Below are 16,455 nucleotides of genomic sequence, written 5' to 3' on the forward strand. Positions count from 1 at the left end.
ACGGCCCTTCCGCGTGCCGCTGGTGGGGCTTAGGTTTCAGGCATGACCGCATCCCAGGAGCCGCAGGTCGTCCTTGGCGCTGACACAGCTCGGCCCGCACCCCCGCTGCGGCCGACCCGGCGACGTGCTACCGGCCGGGCCGAACACCTCACGCGCGACGAGCGCAAGGACCGGGGTGCCGCTGCGCGCGTGCTGACGCCGCGTTCGTCGCTCGGCGCCGTCGGCAGCGGCAACGAGCGGCCCGACCCGATCGACCTGCTCGTCGGCCAGGGCACGACGCGGGTGCCGGAGCTGCTCCCGCTGCGGTACGGGCGCATGTCGACGTCGCCGTTCGCCTTCTACCGGGGCGCGGCCCTGATCATGGCGTCCGACCTCGCAGCGACTCCGAGCACGGGCCTCGAGGTCCAGCTGTGCGGTGACGCCCACATGTCGAACTTCGGTCTGTACGGCACGCCCGAGCGCCGGCTCCTCTTCGACCTGAACGACTTCGACGAGACGCTTCCTGGCCCGTTCGAGTGGGACGTGAAGCGGCTCGTCGCGAGCGTCGAGGTCGCGGCGCGCTCGAACGGCCTGTCCGCCAAGGCGTCGCGTGCGATCGTCGTCGGGACGGCTCGCGCCTACCGCGAGGCCATGCGCGACTTCGCGACGAAGTCGAACATCGAGGTCTGGTACGCGCGCGCCGACGTCGACGACATGATGGACGGCGTCGTCGGGTCGTTCGGCAAGCAGCAGGTCAAGCGCACGCAGTCGGTGATCGCCAAGGCCCGTACGCGTGACCACCTCCAGTCGGCGTCCAAGCTCACCCACGTGGTCGACGGCGAGCGCCGCTTCATCTCCGACCCCCCGCTCGTCACGACGCTGCCGGAGCTGCTCGGCGACGACGGCGCGGTCGAGTTCGCCCAGCGCATGGGCACCCTGGTCAGGTCCTACCGGTCGACGCTGCAGCCGGACCGCCGTCGACTCATCGAGGGCTACCGGGTCATCGACATGGCGCGCAAGGTGGTCGGCGTCGGCAGCGTCGGGACCCGCGCGTGGGTCCTGCTCCTGCAGGGTGTCGACGACACCGATCTCCTCATGCTGCAGGCGAAGGAGGCGCAGCCCTCGGTGCTCGAGCAGTTCCTCGGTGCCAGCGAGTACACGCAGAGCGGTCAGCGGGTGGTCGAGGGGCAGCGACTCATGCAGGCCGCCAGCGATGCGATGCTCGGCTGGCAGCGGACGCACGGCATCGATGGTGTCCAGCGTGACTTCTACATCCGTCAGCTGCGGGACTGGAAGGGATCGGCGGTCATCGAGACGATGCATCCGGACACGATGGCCCGGTACGGCACGTTCTGCGCGTGGACCCTCGCGCGAGCGCACGCCCGCTCGGGCGACCGCGTCGCGATCGCGGCCTACCTGGGCAGCTCGAAGGCGGCGGACGAGGCGTTCGCGGACTTCGCGGCCACCTACGCCGACCGCACCGAGACCGACCACTCCCTGCTCGTCGACGCGATCGAGACGGGGCGTCTGGAGGCTGTTCACGGGGTGTGACGGCCCTGTGGGAGACTCTTCGGGCTGCAGGGCGACCTGCGTGGGAGGGCTGTCTGAGCGGCCGAAAGAGACGGTCTTGAAAACCGTTGGAGCGGGACAACCCCGTTCTCGTGGGTTCGAATCCCACGCCCTCCGCACCGCTGCTCCCTCTCGGGGTCAGCCTTCGACGGGTGTCCAGCCGAGCGCGTCGCACGCGTCGGAGAAGTCGTCGACGGCTGCCTGCCAGTCGGCGTCGGGGCCGTCGACCGCGGCCACGAGCCCGGCGTGCGCGTGCACGAGCTCGCTCTCGCCGGACTCGGCGACGTCGTCGGCGATCCGGTCGGTCACGTCGGCACGTCGGTCGGCGGGCTGCCCTTCCGACACCCAGGCCGCGAATCCGGTGCACGCGTCGACTCCCGCGTCGGACAGGCCCTGGCTGCACCCGGCGAGCATGACAGCGAGCAGTCCGGCGAAGACGCACCGTCGGGTCATGCCCCGAGCCTAGGGCGGGCGTCCGCGCGAGCGGTGCGGGTGGGCGGCTGTGTTCCGCAGAGATCGACGACTGACATGCACGCCTCGGTCGTGACCTGGCGCCTCGCGGCCTAGGCTCGCGCTGTGCCCCGACGTCACGTCCAGCTGCAGGCTGCCCCGTACGAGGTCCCGGACGGGCCGTCCGTCGACGTGCTGGTCCGCGAGGGTCTGGCCGCGCTGCGGCACGAGCTCGGCATCCCGGAGGAGTTCCCGCCTGCGGTGACGGCGGAGGCGCAGGGCGCGAGCCCGAGCGTGCCGGGTTCCGACGTGTCGGACATCCCGTTCGTCACGATCGACCCCGAGGGCTCGATGGACCTCGACCAGGCGGTCCACATCGCACGCACCGACGGTGGCTACCGGGTGCACTACGCGATCGCGGACGTGGCGGCCTGGGTGGTGCCGGGCGGCGCGATCGACGACGAGGCACGCGACCGGGTGGAGACCCTGTACGCCCCGGACGGGCGCACGCCGTTGCACCCGCCGGAGCTGAGCGAGAGCCGCGCCAGCCTGCTGCCGGGCCAGGCGAGCCCAGCGCTGCTGTGGACGATCGACCTCGACGAGCACGGCGCTCCGACGCACGTAGCGGTCGTGCGCAAGACCGTACAAAGCCGAGCGCAGCTGACGTACAAGGGAGCCCAGGCGGCGCTCGACGACGGCTCGGCCGACGAGACGCTGCAGCTCCTCAAGGTCGTCGGGACCCTGCGCCAGGCGGCTGAGATGAAGCGCGGCGGCATCACGCTCCCGACGCCTGAGCAGGTCGTCGAGCAGGACGCCGACGGCACCTGGACGCTCGGCAGCCGTGCGACGCTCCCCGTCGAGGAGTGGAACGCGCAGATCTCGCTGCTGACCGGCATGTGTGCCGCGCAGCTCATGCTCGACGGCCGCATCGGCATCCTGCGGACGCTTCCGCAGGCCGACCCGCGCGACGTCGAAGGGCTGAAACGGTCGGCGCACGCGCTCGGCGTGCACTGGCCGCAGGGTGCCACGCCGGGCGACGTGATCCGGGAGCTCGACGCCTCGAACCCGGCGCACGCGGCCCTCCTGACCGACGCGACGAGCCTGCTGCGGGGCGCGGCCTACGTCGCGTTCGACGGCGAGGCGCCGAGCTACACGATGCACGCGGCGATCGCCGCGCCCTACGCGCACACCACGGCACCGCTGCGTCGGCTGGTCGACCGGTTCGTCGGCGAGGTCTGCCTGGCGCTCAGCGCCGGGACACCCGTGCCGGCCTGGGCGCGCGAGGCGCTGCCCGAGCTGCCCGGCCTCATGGCGTCGGGCGACAAGCACGCGGGCGAGTACGAGCGCGGCTGCCTCGACCTGGTCGAGGCAGCCCTCCTCACGGGCCGGGTGGGCGAGGTGTTCGACGGTGCGATCGTCGACGTGCGCTCGGACCGGGACGCCGGTGTCGTGCAGCTGCGCGACCCCGCGGTCCGCGGTCGCATCGAGGGCGTCGACCTGCCGATCGGTCAGGACGTGCGCGTCCGCGTCCTCGAGGCATCGGTGGCGACGCGCACGGTCCGCTTCGAGGTGGCGTGATGTCCGAGCTGGACGACGTCGCCGACGAGCTCTACAGCGGACCGCCGAGCGACTTCATCGCGCACCGGGACGCCGCCGCGAAGGCCGCTCGCTCCGACGGCGACCGGGACCTGGCCAAGGAGATCACGGAGCTGCGCAAGCCGACCGTGGCGGCCTGGCTGATGAACCTGCTCGTGCGGGACGACCCCGGCTTCGCGGACCAGGTGGTGGCGCTCGGCGAGGGTCTGCGCGACGCGGAGCGGTCGTTGGACGGTCCTGCGCTGCGCGAGCTGTCGACCCAGCGCCGGGCGCTCGTCCGTTCGCTGACGGCCCGAGCCCGCAAGCTCGCTCAGCCCAGCGGCCAGCGGATCGGCGACTCGGTGACGCAGGAGCTCGACGCGACCCTGACGGCCGCGCTCGCCGACCCGCAGGTCGCCCGAGAGGTCACGTCGGGCCGGCTGACCGCCGCCCGGGAGTACGCGGGCTTCGGCAGTGCGGACACGGGTGGCCCGACGGTCCCGCCGAAGACGGCCCCAACACCGAAGGCGAAGAAGGCCGAGGAGCCGCCGAAGACCGAGCGACCCAAGCTGACCCTGGTCAAGCCACCGGTCGACCCGGAGGAAGCCCGTCGCGCCAGGGCGGAGGAGCGCCGCCAACGCGCGATCGACGAGGCGGGCAAGGCGGTCGCGGCCGCGGAGCGCGTCGTCGCGGAGGCTCAGCGCGCCCACGACGACGCGGTGCACCTCCGCGACGAGAGCGCCCAGCAGCTCGAGCGAGTCGAACGCGCCGCGCAGGCGGCCCACGACGAGGAGGACGAGCTCGTCACGGCGCTCGCGGAGATCCGTCGCAGGCTCGCCGCCGCGGGCAAGGCCGCGACGATCGCGGACAAGGACGTCACCCAGGCGCAGGCGAACCTCCGGCACGACGACAAGCAGGCGACGACGACGGAGCGTGAGCTGCAGCGGGCAGAGCGGGCGCGGGACGCGGCCGCCGCGAGGAGGGACGAGCTGTGAAGGATGCCGAGCAGGTGCTGATCGAGTCGCCCCAGCAGTGGCGGGACTGGCTGGCCGAGCACCACGCGACCTCGTCGGGAATCTGGCTCGTGATGTGGCGCCCGGCCAGCGGCAACCCGCACGTGACATACGAAGAGGCGATCGAGGAGGCGCTGTGCTTCGGCTGGATCGACGGCCAGGCGCAGACCCTCGACGCTGACCGGACCATGCTCTGGCTGACCCGCCGACGCCCCGGCAGCGGGTGGAGCGTGCTGTCCAAGGAGCGCGTCGCGCGCGTGGAGGCCGACGGCCGGATGACGCCGATCGGCCGGGCGGTGATCGACGCCGCCAAGGCGGACGGGTCGTGGTCGCGGTTCGACGACGCGGACAACCTGGTGATGCCGCAGGACCTCCTCGACGCGTTCGAGCAGCGGCCCGGGTCCGACGAGCACTGGGAGACGTTCAGCGAGGCGGTCCGCCGCGGGATCCTGCGCTGGATCGTCGAGGCGAAGCGGGACGTCACGCGGTCGGCCCGCATCGAGGAGACCGCGGACCTGGCCGCGCAGGGAGTCCCGGCCCACCAGCAGGTTCGTCGCTGAAGAAGCTCTCCGATCGAGCGTCGTCGAACCCTGGTCGAGCACGCCCTGGTTGTGGTCCACTTCCGAGGTGAACTCGACCAAGTCTGAACCGCCCGTCCGCAACAACAAGGTGCTGGGCTACATCTCGATCGCACTCGTCACCATCTTCCTGGTGAGCGTGGTGTGGCGAGGCATCGCCGTCTCCGACGGTGAGTCGCACCCCGGCCTCGACTACATCCTCTTCGTCGGCCTCATCTTCGGGCTGATCTTCTTCTCCGCCCTCGTGGTGAAGTTCCTGTTCATCGGCGACGACGAGGACTGACCTCCCACTCCGGAGACGCACGAGAGCCGCGCGGTCCCTGAGGACTGCGCGGCTCTCGTGCGTCCGAGCCGAACCGTGCGAGCGACGGTCAGGCTGCGACCGCGGCGGCCTCCGAGGGGAGGTCGTCCTTCTTCGCCGAGATGAGCGTCAGCGCCGCGACGAGGCCCACGAACATCAGCACCGCACCACCCAGGTACGCGACGTGGTAGCCGGCCACCTGAGCCGTCGCCAGCATGGCCTGGGTCGGTTCGCCGCCGCCGGCCAGGTCCGTGAGCTTCGACGCGGTCGCACTGATCGCGAAGGTGCTCAGGAGGGCGAGGCCCAGAGACCCACCCACCTGCTGGGACGTGTTGAGCAGGGCGCTCGCGACGCCGGCGTCGTGCTTGCCGACACCGACCAGCGCGGTGCTCGACGCCGGGATGAAGACCGCCGCCATGCCGAGGCTCATGACCGTGATGGCCGGGAGCACCGTCGAGACGTACGACGAGTCAGGTGTGGTCCGCAGCAGCAGCAGCATGCCGGCGATCGCCAGGGAGATGCCGACGAGCATCAGCGGACGCGGCCCGACGCGGGGCAGGATCTGCGAGACCACACCGGCGCCGAGGATGATGCCGATGCTGAACGGCAGGAACGCGAAGCCGGCCTTGAGCGGGGTGTACCCGAGGATGTTCTGCAGGTAGAGCGTCATGAACAGGAACATCGAGAAGAGCCCGGCACCGATCATCAGGAAGATGACGTACGAGCCGCCGCGGTTGCGGTCGAGCACGATCCGCATGGGCAGCAGCGGGTTCTTGACGCGGGTCTCGACGATCACGAACGCGACGAGCAGGGCCACGGCGATCGTCAGGAGCGTCACGACGGTCGGGTCGCCCCAGCCCACCGTGCCGGTTCCGTCGGCCTGCTGCTTGGAGGCCTCCGTGAAGCCGTAGACGAGGGTGGCCAGGCCGAGGCTCGAGAGCACGGCGCCGGGAACGTCCAGGTGCCGGTCGCCCGGTGCCTTGGACTCCTGGACGTAGCGGATGCCGAGGATCACGGTGATCAGCGCGATCGGCAGGTTGACGTAGAGGCACCAGCGCCAGCCGAGGTACTCGGTCAGGATGCCGCCGAGGATCAGGCCGATGGCCGCGCCACCGCCGGAGATCGCTCCGAAGACGCCGAACGCCCGGGCGCGGTCGCGACCCGAGGTGAAGGTCACGGTGATGATGGCCAGCGATGCGGGCGCGAGGAGCGCACCGAACGCACCCTGCAGGGCGCGGGCCGCGAACAGCAGTGCCTCGGACTGTGCGGCACCGCCGAGCCCGGAGGCCACCGCGAAGCCGACGAGACCGATGAGGAAGGCTCGCTTGCGGCCGATGTAGTCGGCGATGCGGCCACCCAGCAGCAGCAGGCCGCCGAAAGCGAGCGTGTACGCCGTGATGGCCCACGAGATGTCCTGCGGCGGGATGCCGAGATCGGCCGCCGCGGAGGGCAGCGCGATGTTCATGATGGCGGAGTCGAGCACGATCATCAGCTGGGCGATCGCGACGACGCCGAGGATCAGCCAGCGGCGCTTGTCGGCGGCAGCAGCCGCGGCGGTCGCCGCTTCGCTCGGGGAGTCGTTCGGGGTGTCCAGAGCCACGCTGGCAGGGGACGTGAGGGCAGGTTCGGACACAGCAAGCTCCGGTGGGAGAGAAGGGTGGCGACGTCGCCGGAGGAGCGGACCAGTGGGACGGTCCGGAGGAGCAGACCCGGAATTCCTCACCCGGGCGCCTTGTCAGTGCATCAGCCGATGCATGCGAGGGTCAAGGAATTTGTCTTCGCTCCGAGCGAACCCTCTCAGGCTCTTCTCAGGGCCTGAGGCGTAAGCGCTCGTACCGCCCTAACCGTGTCGGTCGCCCGAACATTCCGTGTCGAGTGGGTGGAACCACCTAGCGAAGCGGCTGGTCAGAGCCCGCTTTGGAAGTCGGGTGCTCGCACGGGTAGCCTGTGCTGGTCCTGGAGACGTCGCATAGCCCGGTCTAGTGCGCGACCCTGCTAAGGTCGTGAAGGCGTAAGCCTTCCGTGGGTTCAAATCCCACCGTCTCCGCCAGCACGCTCAGAATTGCGATACAGGCCCGGTCCGACGCGGACCGGGCCTCCGTCGTTCCCGGCGGTCGTTCAGGGCGCCGCAACGGCCACCCGGGCCGCGTGCCGGCGCCCGAGCACGACGTCGCCGACGATCACGGCGGCGAGCACCAGGTTCGACACCCAGCTCAGCGCCAGTGGAGTCACGGACCCGCGCAGCAGGAACGCGGCGAGCACCACGACGACCCCGAGCAGGTGCGCGCTCGACCACCGGCCGCCGGTGGTGCGTCGGAACAACGCGTTGCCCAGCAGGTAGACAGCCGTGGCCCCGCAGATCAGGCCGGCGGTCCAGTCGTCCGTGGCCCCTTCGTGCCCGAGCGGGTGCACGAGGACGAGGTGGTCGGCCACGGCGGTGAGCACGATGCCGACGATGAGCAGGTACGGCACGTACGTGTAGGCGGTCTGAGCGACCATCCCGGGGTTCTCCTGCGCCGCGAAGAACTCGGTCGCCCGCCGCTCGGACCGCGCGAAGAACAGCAGCCACATCAGGACCGTGCTGACGAACGCCGCGAGGAACGCGAGCACCGCCGTGACCGACACCTCGGTCTCCGCGAACGTGCTGCCCGTGACGATGATCGACTCGCCCAGGCTGATGATCAGGAACAGCGACACCCGCTCGGCCATGTGGCCGCCGCGCACCGCCCACGTGCTGGGGTCCGTCGGCCCCATGCCCGGAACCCAGAACAGGGCGCGGGGTCCGACGACGTCGATGAGAGCCGCGACGACCCAGAGCACCAGCCGTTCGTTCCCGTCGACGAGTGCCCCCGCGATCCAGAAGCCACCGGAGACCGCCAGCCAGACCGTGATCCGGACGAAGTTCTGCGCGTTCTCGGGCCAGTGCCGGCCCATCGCCCACACGGTGAAGAGAGTCCGCCCGAGCTGGATGAGCACGTACGGGACCGCGAAGAGGAGCGCCTTGTCCCCGAAGGCCTCCGGGAGCGCCGACGACATGAGCAGGCCCAGGAGCATGAGCACCAGCAGCATGGTGCGCACCGGCACCTTGTCGGGGTCCAGCCAGTTGGTCACCCACGTGGTGTCGATCCACAGCCACCAGATCGCCCAGCCGAGCACCAGCGTCTCGACGAGCGTCCGGCCATCGGTGTGGTCGGTGAGCATGTGGGACAGCTGGGTGACCGCGAAGACGAACACCAGGTCGAAGAACAGCTCGATGTAGCCGACCCTGCTGCCGTCGTGCCCCGACCCGTGCCGGAGCACGTCCGTCCGCATCCCCCAGCGGCCACCGCCGGTCCCGATCCGTGTGGCGTCCGTCATGCGCGCGATCCTGCCAGACCCCTGGTTTGGGCGTCCGGCCTCCTGCCCTGTATCGTCATCTCCGGCCCTGCGGGGTCGATGCGCCCGTAGCTCAATGGATAGAGCATCTGACTACGGATCAGAAGGTTGGGGGTTCGAGTCCCTTCGGGCGCACACACGAAGAAGAGGCGCACTGCGGACGACCGCGGTGCGCCTTCTCTTTTCCGCGGACTCACGCCCCCTCGCGTCGGTGGACCCCGAGCGGGCAACGCGGCTACTGTCCGGCCAGGTGAAGGGCACATTTGGTGGCCCGCGCACGGGTCCGCGGCACAGCCCACGATCCGCTACATGAGGGATCGGGGCCGCACGTGGTCAGTACCGAGGTCGTTCCGCCGGCGGACGCACGACACTTTGAGAGCGGGACACGGCGCGCAGACGTCCAGCCCGTCGACGACCGCTGGCCCGACCGCATCGCGGCGGCGATGTTCGTCGCGCTCGGACTGGTGCTCGTCGCGTCGGTGGTCCCCGTGCTGCGTCGCTACTTCGAGCGTCCCGACGACATCGTCTCGCTCCTGTTCATCCCGATCATCCCCAACGTCGTCTACGCCGCCCTGCTGGCCAGCATCGGTGTCGCGCTGAACCGCCGGCTTCGCTCGGCCTGGTGGCTCCTCGTCATCTGGTGGGTCGTCCTCCCGCAGATCAGCCGCATCTACCAGCTCGTCGACGGCGGCTCGTGGTGGAACGCGGTCGGGCTCGTCCTCATGACCGGCGTCCTCGTCCAGCTGTTCCGGTGCCGACGCCAGTTCGGTGCCCGCACACGACGCGGCTCGTTCTGGGCCGCGCTCGCGTTCTTCCTCGTCGGCGGGGCCGTGATCCTGCTGGTGGGGGCGTGGCTGATCACGCGGTTCGGCACGACGGACGGACCGGCCTCGTCGGTGTACTTCGTCTGGGACAACATGCTGGGCGACCTGGGCCGGTTCGACGACGCGAGCAGCGCGCAGGCACCGCTGTGGGTCCGGTCCGTCATCAACCTCATCGGCGCAGTGGTCGTCCTCGGCAGCGCTTACCTGCTCTTCCGCTCGCCCCGGTACACCCACACGCTCGACGCGACCGACGAGGCCCGGGTCCGCACGCTGCTGCGCGACTTCGGCGGAGAGGACTCGCTCGGCTACTTCGCGACCCGGCGCGACAAGTCGGTGACCTGGGACTCCGGCGACTCGAGCACGGCACGCGCGGGCATCTCCTACCGGGTCGTCGGCTCCGTGAGCCTGGCCAGCGGGAACCCGCTGGGAGATCCGCTGCGGTGGCCCGAGGCGATCGAGGCGTGGCGTCGGCAGGCGCGGGCGAACGGCTGGTCGCTCGCGGTGATGGGCGCGGGCACCGCGGGCGCGCTCGCGTACACCGAGGCGGGCCTCAAGGCGTGGGAGATCGGCGACGAGGCGGTCCTCGACCTGCGGAGCTTCTCCCTGACCGGCCCGGGCATGAAGGCCGTCCGGCAGTCGGTCACGCGCCTGCAGCGCCGTGGGTACACGACGCGCGTGCAGCGGCACTCGGCCCTCGACGCCACGCACTTCGACACGCTCGACGCGGCAGCCGCGAAGTGGCGTGGGGACGGTGGCGACGAGCGCGGGTTCTCGATGGCCCTCGGCCGGCTCGGCGACGCGCTCGACGGGGAGTGCGTCCTCGTCGAGGCGCACGACGAGGACGGCAGCCTGAGGGGGTTCCTGAGCTTCGTCCCGTGGGGACGCAACGGGGTCTCGCTCGACCTCATGCGTCGCGACCCCACCGCGGACAACGGACTGGTCGAGCTGATGGTCTCCTCGCTCGCGGAGCGTGCGACGGCGTTCGGCGCAGGCCGGCTGTCGCTGAACTTCGCGATGTTCCGGGAGGCGTTCGAGCGCGGCGCGGAGGTCGGCGCCGGGCCGATCTCGCGGTTGTGGCGTCAGTCGCTGGTGCTGGCCAGCCGCAACTGGCAGCTCGAGTCGCTGTACCGCTCGAACGCCAAGTACCAGCCCGAGTGGCAGCCGCGGTTCATCTGCTTCGAGTACACCTCCGACCTGCCTCGCGTCGGTACCGCTGCCGGAAACGCCGAGGGCTTCCTCACGCGGCCGAGCCTCGGCCTGCTCAACCGGCGGGGCAAGGGCGGCGGTGCGGGCGAGCTCGCACGCGCGGCGTCGGACTACGCGGCACAGGTCGAGGCCCAGATCCCCGAGGCGCCCGACCCGGTCGAGGTCGCGCTGTCCGCGGACCGGCTCCCCGAGCAGCAGCGGGTCCGTCGGGACAAGGCCGAGCGCATGCGCGCCCGCGGCATCGACCCGTACCCCGTCACCTATCCGCGCACGCACACGCTCGCGGAGGTCGTCGCCCAGCACCCGGACCTTCCGCCCGACACGGCGACCGGCGCACGCGTCTCGGTGACCGCCCGGGTGATCCGCAAGCGCGACGGCGGGCGGCTCGGCTTCGGCACGCTGCGCGACGGGTCGGGCGACCTGCAGGTGATGGTCGACGCGCACGACGTGACCCCCGAGGACCTCGAGCTCTGGCGGCACGACGTCGACCTGGGCGACCACATCGGCGTGACCGGGGAGGTCATCACGACGAGGCGCGGGGAGCTGTCCGTGCGCGCCGAGTCGCTGGCCATGACCAGCAAGTCGTTGCGCCCGCTGCCCGACAAGCACCACGGCCTGACCGACCCCGAGGCGCGCGTCCGGTCCCGGTACGTCGACCTCATCGTGCGCCCCGCGGCGCGGGAGATCGCCTACACGCGCGCGACCGTGGTGCGCAGCGTGCGCGACTCGCTGCACGCCCGCGGGTTCACCGAGGTCGAGACGCCGATCCTGCAGGTCATCCACGGCGGCGCCAACGCGCGACCGTTCGAGACGCACATGAACGCGTTCGACATGGACCTCTACCTGCGCATCGCCACCGAGCTGCACCTGAAGCGGCTGCTCGTCGGCGGCATGGAGAAGGTGTTCGAGGTCGGGCGGCAGTTCCGCAACGAGGGCGTCGACTTCAAGCACAACCCGGAGTTCACGTCGCTCGAGCTGTACGAGACCTACGGCGACTACAACACCATGCGCATCCTGACGCAGGAGCTCATCCAGGAGGCAGCGACCGCGGTCTACGGGTCGCCGGTCGCGCGGCGCACCGACGCCGAGGGCAAGACCACCGAGTACGACCTGTCGGGGCAGTGGCCGGTCAAGACGATCTGCGAGGCGGTCTCGGAGAAGCTGGGCGACGAGATCACGGCGGACACCCCCGTGGCGGTGCTGCAGCGGCACGCCGCGGCGATCGGGCTGGAGCTCGACCAGGACGCGTCGTGGGCCGTGGTGCTCGAGGAGATCTACGGCGTGCTGTGCGAGAGCACCACCACGACCCCGGTGTTCTACACCGACTTCCCCAAGGAGAACTCGCCCCTGACGCGTCAGCACCGCGTCGACCCCCGGCTGGCCGAGAAGTGGGACCTGGTGATCTTCGCGTCCGAGCAGGGCACCGCCTACTCGGAGCTGGTGGACCCGATGGACCAGCGGCGCCGGCTGGTCGAGCAGTCGTTGCTCGCCGCGGCGGGGGACGCCGAGGCCATGCAGGTGGACGAGGACTTCCTCACCGCACTGGAGTACGGGATGCCCCCGACGGGGGGCATGGGCATGGGCATCGACCGGCTGGTGATGAACCTGACGGGCCTGAGCATCCGCGACACGATCCTGTTCCCCCTGGTGCGCCCGAGCTCCTGACCGCCGCGTCCCCGAACGGCCCGCACCAGGCGCGGGGCCCCGACGGTGCGACGCCTGACCCCGGCGACGGATGTCCCGGCAGACACTCCGCACAGGCGGTCTCAGGACGTGGTGTTCTGCGGGATCATGGACGCATGCCACAGATCCGAGTCTTTCTGCTCGACGACCACGAGGTCGTCCGTCAGGGCCTGCTCCGTCTGATCGACGCCGACCCGGACATGACCGTGGTCGGCGAGGCGGCGACGGTGGCCGAGGCCCTCGTGCGTGCACCGATGGCCAAGGCCGACGTGGCGCTCCTCGACGTGCGGCTGCCCGACGGGAGCGGCGTCGAGGTCTGCCGTGAGCTGTCGTCCGGCCAGGAGAAGCTGCGCTGCCTCATGCTGACCTCGCACGAGGACGACGAGGCGCTCCTGGCCGCGATCACCGCGGGTGCCGCGGGCTACGTGCTCAAGGAGATCCGCGGCCCCCAGCTCCTGGACTCGATCCGCGCCGTCGCGGCCGGGCGGTCGCTGATCGACCCCGCGACCAAGGCACGCGTGCTCGAGCGCGTCCGCCAGTCACAGAGCCACGACTCGCGCCTGGACCTGCTCACGCCGCAGGAGAGCGCGGTGCTGGAGCTCATCGGTGAGGGCCTCACCAACCGCGAGATCGCCGGACGGATGTTCCTCGCGGAGAAGACCGTGAAGAACTACATCTCCAGCCTGCTGGCCAAGCTGGGTGTCCGCGGAAGGACTCAGGCGGCTCTGTTCATCGCCGAGCAGCACCGAGGAGAAGTCCGCTCAGACTGACGCCCCACTCGTAGGCGCGGTCGACCTCGCCCTCGCGCAGCGGCCCCTTGATCCCGTTCACCCAGAAGGACTCCGCCTCCGCCGTGATCTCGAACCCGGCCTTGGCGAGCAGGTGCCACGCGCCTGCGGCGGCGGACCCGGGGACGTGCGGACTGTGGATACGCGTGTCGAAGGTGGCGGCGTAGACCGGGCGTTGAGGTGCGGCGAGCATGTGCAGCCACTCCCGCACCCCGGTCGTGGGACCGATCGTGGGCGTGCCGGCCTTCGCCTGCGCGTCAGCGCGCGTGGACGGCCGGCTCATGCCGAACGCTTGCGTCGGGGCGCCGACCACGAGCAGCTCGACCGTGGACGGCAGCCGGGTAGGCGCCGCGTCGACCCGCATCAGTGCGGCATCGGCGACGTGGTCCGCCAGACCCCGCCAGACCGTTTCCGCGATCGTGCCCGTGTTGCCGAACGACGACTCGTACACCACCAGTGCCCGCATCGTCCTCACCTCCTTGGACGGTCCCAGGATTCGCCCAGGCGCCGGGCTGCCGTAGGGCCGAACGGCCCCGATCCCCCGCATATGCTCCGGGGATGGAGCGCGACGAACGGCTTGAGGAGCTGATGAGCGCAGTCGTGTCGCTCTCCTCCAGCCTCGACACCCTGACGGTCCTGGAGCGGCTCGTCGAGGCGGGGTGCCGCCTGACGGGTGCGCGGTACGGCGCGCTGGGCGTGCTGGGCGAGCACGGGGGGCTGGTCGAGTTCGTGCACCGCGGTATCGACGCGCGGACGGCGGCGGCGATCGGCCCGCTCCCGTCCGGCCGTGGCGTGCTCGGCCATCTGAGCACGATCGACTATGCGGTGCGGTTGCACGAGATCTCGAGTCACCCGGCATCGGTCGGCTTTCCCGCCAACCACCCCCCGATGCACACGTTCCTCGGCGTCCCGGTGCGCGCGCACGGTGAGGTGTTCGGCAACCTCTACCTGACCGAGAAGTTTGACTTCGACGGCGAGCCGATGGACTTCACGGCGCGCGACGAACAGCTCGCGACCGCGCTCGCGTCCGCTGCGGGTGTCGCGGTCGGGCATGCCCGTGCCTACCGGCGTGCCCGCGAGCACGAGCTGTGGCTCGAGGCCGCGGCCGCGTGCAGCGAGGCGCTCACCAGCGGGATCCCGCGCGTCGAAGCGCTCGAGGTGGTGCGTGCGCGCGTCGGTGCGGTCGCCGAGGCGTCCGCCGTGATGCTCCACGACGACCTCCTGCCTGACCTCGTCGACGAGCTCTCGGGCCATGTCCCGGTCCTGCGCCGCCTCGGCGAGGGCATCGACTTGGGCCTGCCCGGCCCGGTGTGGGTGCTCGCCGTCCCGCTGCGCAGCGGTGACCGCTGGGTGGCTGCGCTGACCGCGTGCTGGCCCGGACCCGAGGGCGATGCCGGACCGCAGGTCGACCTCGCGAGCGTCGCCGGGTTCGCCGAGCAGCTCGCGCTCTCGTTGGATGTCGCCGAGGCGCAGTCCGACCGCGCACGGCTCGCGGTCCTCGAAGAGCGCGAACGCATCGCGCGCGACCTGCACGACATGGTCATCCAGCGCCTCTTCGCCATCGGCCTCGACGTGCAGGGTGCCGCCCAGGACGCGATCGCGCCCGGGGTCGCGGCGCGGCTGGAGAGCGCGGTCGACGACCTCGACGAGACCATCAAGGACGTGCGCACGACGATCTTCCGGCTGGGTGTCCGTGCCGGGTCCGGCACGTCGGGCCTCCGCCACATGATCGACACCGAGGTCGTGCGGGCGCGCCAGACGCTCGGCTTCCTGCCTCGTCTGCGGATCGACGGCGTGACCGGGACGGTGCCCGACGACGTCGGTGCGGACGCGGTCGCGGTCGTGCGCGAGGCGCTGTCGAACGCTGCCCGGCACGCGCACGCCCGCGAGATCGTCGTGCGGCTGCGCATCGGCACCGACCTGCAGGTCGAGGTGCAGGACGACGGGGTCGGCATTCCACCGGACGTCCCGTTGCGCAGCGGGCTGGCCAACCTCGAGGCGCGCGCCGCCCGCTGGGGCGGGACGATGCGCGTCGAGAGGATCACCGACGGCGGGACGCTTCTCTCTTGGACGGTCCCGGTGCACGGCGGCTAGTTCCCGTCCTGCACCACCAGCACCGGGCAGGACGCCGAGCGCGCGACGTCGCTGCTGACCGATCCGAGCAGCATCCCGCGGAAGGCGCCGAGCCCGCGCGTGCCCACGACGAGCAGCGCCGCGTCCTGTGCCATCCCGACGAGCGCGTCGGCCGGGTCGCCGTCGACGAGCTCGAGCCTGACGGACAGACCCGGGTTGTCATCCCGGAGCGAGCGCTGCACGCGCGCCGCGGCCTGGTGCGTGCGGTCCTCGATGTCGACCGTGGGCACGGGCGGGACGCTGGGCTGCTCGAACGGGTCGGGCACCGTCGGACGGGCGTGCACGACGACGAGCGTCCGGCCACGCATCCATGCTTCGCGCGCGGCCAGGCGGGCGGCGCACTCGGCGGCCGGCGAGCCGTCCACGCCCACGACGATCGGGGCCTCGGGCGGGGTCGGGCTGTCGGGGTCGGAACGCACGACGGCGACGGGGCACCGCGCGTGCGCGGCCAGGTGCGCACCGAGGACGCCGGACCTTCCCTTGGCTGACGGCAGTCCGGCGCCGACGACGACGAGCTGTGCGTCGGTGCTGAGCTCGCGCAGCTCGGGGACGACCGAGCCGTGCAGCACCCTCGCCTCGATGTCCATGCGTGGGTGCCGTGCCTCCTCGCGGTGCTTGATCCGCGTCAGGTAGGCCTTGGCCACGACCTCGTCGTCGACGGCCTGAGGGTCGACGACCGGGTAGGCACCCCAGGCGCCGAGCAGCCACGGGTTGGTGACGACCTGGGTGAGCACCACGCTCGACCGGCGACGGACGGCCTCGGCCATGCCCCAGGCGAGCGTTCCCGCGCTGTGCGTCGTTCCGTCCAGCGCGATCACGACGGGGCCGTCGGTACGCATGGGTGATCCTCCTCGATCCCGGGCGCGCGACCTCTCGTGGTCGCCCTCGTCCACACGCCTCACCATGCGCCCGACGCGTCGCCGGCGTCCCAGGACTTTGTACCCAGTTCGGGGCGGTACGGCGTCTCCGATTCGGGACGAA

At 71.3% G+C, this 16,455-nt stretch carries 13 protein-coding genes and 3 tRNA genes; 11 read left to right on the forward strand and 5 right to left on the reverse strand.

Features of this window, described 5'->3' with window-relative positions:
- Positions 1-42: 42 nt before the first annotated feature.
- Together AC1DPN_RS06740 and AC1DPN_RS06745 are read left to right on the forward strand one after the other, a co-directional pair.
- Positions 43-1,530, forward strand: coding sequence for a DUF2252 domain-containing protein (locus tag AC1DPN_RS06740; protein WP_477083966.1), 1,488 nt, complete (start codon positions 43-45; stop codon positions 1,528-1,530).
- 43 nt (positions 1,531-1,573) lie between these two features.
- Positions 1,574-1,665, forward strand: a tRNA-Ser gene (locus AC1DPN_RS06745).
- 21 nt (positions 1,666-1,686) lie between these two features.
- On the opposite strand, the gene AC1DPN_RS06750 is transcribed toward AC1DPN_RS06745, so the two are convergent.
- Positions 1,687-2,001, reverse strand: coding sequence for a hypothetical protein (locus tag AC1DPN_RS06750; protein ID WP_477083967.1), 315 nt, complete (start codon positions 1,999-2,001; stop codon positions 1,687-1,689).
- Between the two features lie 123 nt (positions 2,002-2,124).
- Here AC1DPN_RS06750 and AC1DPN_RS06755 point away from each other — a divergent pair, with 123 nt between their 5' ends.
- From AC1DPN_RS06755 to AC1DPN_RS06770, 4 genes are all read left to right on the forward strand, one after another.
- Positions 2,125-3,576, forward strand: a complete 1,452-nt coding sequence (locus AC1DPN_RS06755; RefSeq protein WP_477083968.1) for an RNB domain-containing ribonuclease — start codon at positions 2,125-2,127, stop codon at positions 3,574-3,576.
- The gene (locus AC1DPN_RS06760; RefSeq protein WP_477083969.1) at positions 3,576-4,568 is read left to right on the forward strand and encodes a hypothetical protein; all 993 of its coding nucleotides are present in this window, start codon (positions 3,576-3,578) and stop codon (positions 4,566-4,568) included. Before AC1DPN_RS06755 ends, AC1DPN_RS06760 begins: the two co-directional genes overlap by 1 nt.
- On the forward strand, positions 4,565-5,146 hold the full coding sequence (locus AC1DPN_RS06765; protein WP_477083970.1) for a YdeI/OmpD-associated family protein: 582 nt from the start codon (positions 4,565-4,567) through the stop codon (positions 5,144-5,146). Before AC1DPN_RS06760 ends, AC1DPN_RS06765 begins: the two co-directional genes overlap by 4 nt.
- A gap of 67 nt (positions 5,147-5,213) precedes the next feature.
- Positions 5,214-5,447 carry a hypothetical protein gene (locus AC1DPN_RS06770; RefSeq protein WP_477083971.1) on the forward strand — a complete coding sequence of 78 codons (234 nt, stop codon included), beginning with the start codon at positions 5,214-5,216 and terminating at the stop codon, positions 5,445-5,447.
- An 88-nt stretch (positions 5,448-5,535) separates the two neighbouring features.
- Here AC1DPN_RS06770 and AC1DPN_RS06775 read toward each other — a convergent pair whose 3' ends face one another.
- Positions 5,536-7,065, reverse strand: coding sequence for an MFS transporter (locus AC1DPN_RS06775; protein ID WP_477083972.1), 1,530 nt, complete (start codon positions 7,063-7,065; stop codon positions 5,536-5,538).
- Positions 7,066-7,423: 358 nt separating this feature from the next.
- Between AC1DPN_RS06775 and AC1DPN_RS06780 the strand changes: the two genes are divergently transcribed.
- Positions 7,424-7,515, forward strand: a tRNA-Ser gene (locus AC1DPN_RS06780).
- A gap of 68 nt (positions 7,516-7,583) precedes the next feature.
- Here AC1DPN_RS06780 and AC1DPN_RS06785 read toward each other — a convergent pair.
- Positions 7,584-8,822: a low temperature requirement protein A gene (locus AC1DPN_RS06785; RefSeq protein ID WP_477083973.1), complete on the reverse strand. Its 1,239-nt coding sequence runs from the start codon at positions 8,820-8,822 to the stop codon at positions 7,584-7,586.
- 80 nt (positions 8,823-8,902) lie between these two features.
- On the opposite strand from AC1DPN_RS06785, the gene AC1DPN_RS06790 reads away from it, so the two are divergent.
- From AC1DPN_RS06790 to AC1DPN_RS06800, 3 genes are all read left to right on the forward strand, one after another.
- Positions 8,903-8,975: transfer RNA gene (locus AC1DPN_RS06790), tRNA-Arg, on the forward strand.
- A gap of 194 nt (positions 8,976-9,169) precedes the next feature.
- On the forward strand, positions 9,170-12,535 hold the full coding sequence (lysX, locus tag AC1DPN_RS06795; protein ID WP_477083974.1) for a bifunctional lysylphosphatidylglycerol synthetase/lysine--tRNA ligase LysX: 3,366 nt from the start codon (positions 9,170-9,172) through the stop codon (positions 12,533-12,535).
- A 134-nt stretch (positions 12,536-12,669) separates the two neighbouring features.
- Positions 12,670-13,323 carry a response regulator gene (locus AC1DPN_RS06800; RefSeq protein WP_477083975.1) on the forward strand — a complete coding sequence of 218 codons (654 nt, stop codon included), beginning with the start codon at positions 12,670-12,672 and terminating at the stop codon, positions 13,321-13,323.
- Here AC1DPN_RS06800 and AC1DPN_RS06805 read toward each other — a convergent pair.
- Entirely contained in the window at positions 13,283-13,807 is a 525-nt protein-coding gene (locus tag AC1DPN_RS06805) for a flavodoxin family protein (protein ID WP_477083976.1), read from the reverse strand. The two genes, AC1DPN_RS06800 and AC1DPN_RS06805, sit on opposite strands and share 41 nt — an antisense overlap.
- 122 nt (positions 13,808-13,929) lie before the next feature.
- Between AC1DPN_RS06805 and AC1DPN_RS06810 the strand changes: the two genes are divergently transcribed.
- A complete protein-coding gene (locus AC1DPN_RS06810; RefSeq protein WP_477083977.1) occupies positions 13,930-15,435 on the forward strand; it encodes a GAF domain-containing sensor histidine kinase in 1,506 nt (501 codons plus the stop codon).
- Here AC1DPN_RS06810 and AC1DPN_RS06815 read toward each other — a convergent pair.
- Entirely contained in the window at positions 15,432-16,313 is an 882-nt protein-coding gene (locus AC1DPN_RS06815; protein WP_477083978.1) for a universal stress protein, read from the reverse strand. The genes AC1DPN_RS06810 and AC1DPN_RS06815 overlap by 4 nt on opposite strands.
- Positions 16,314-16,455: the final 142 nt, after the last annotated feature.

The organism is Cellulomonas sp. P4_H4 (assembly GCF_056400865.1).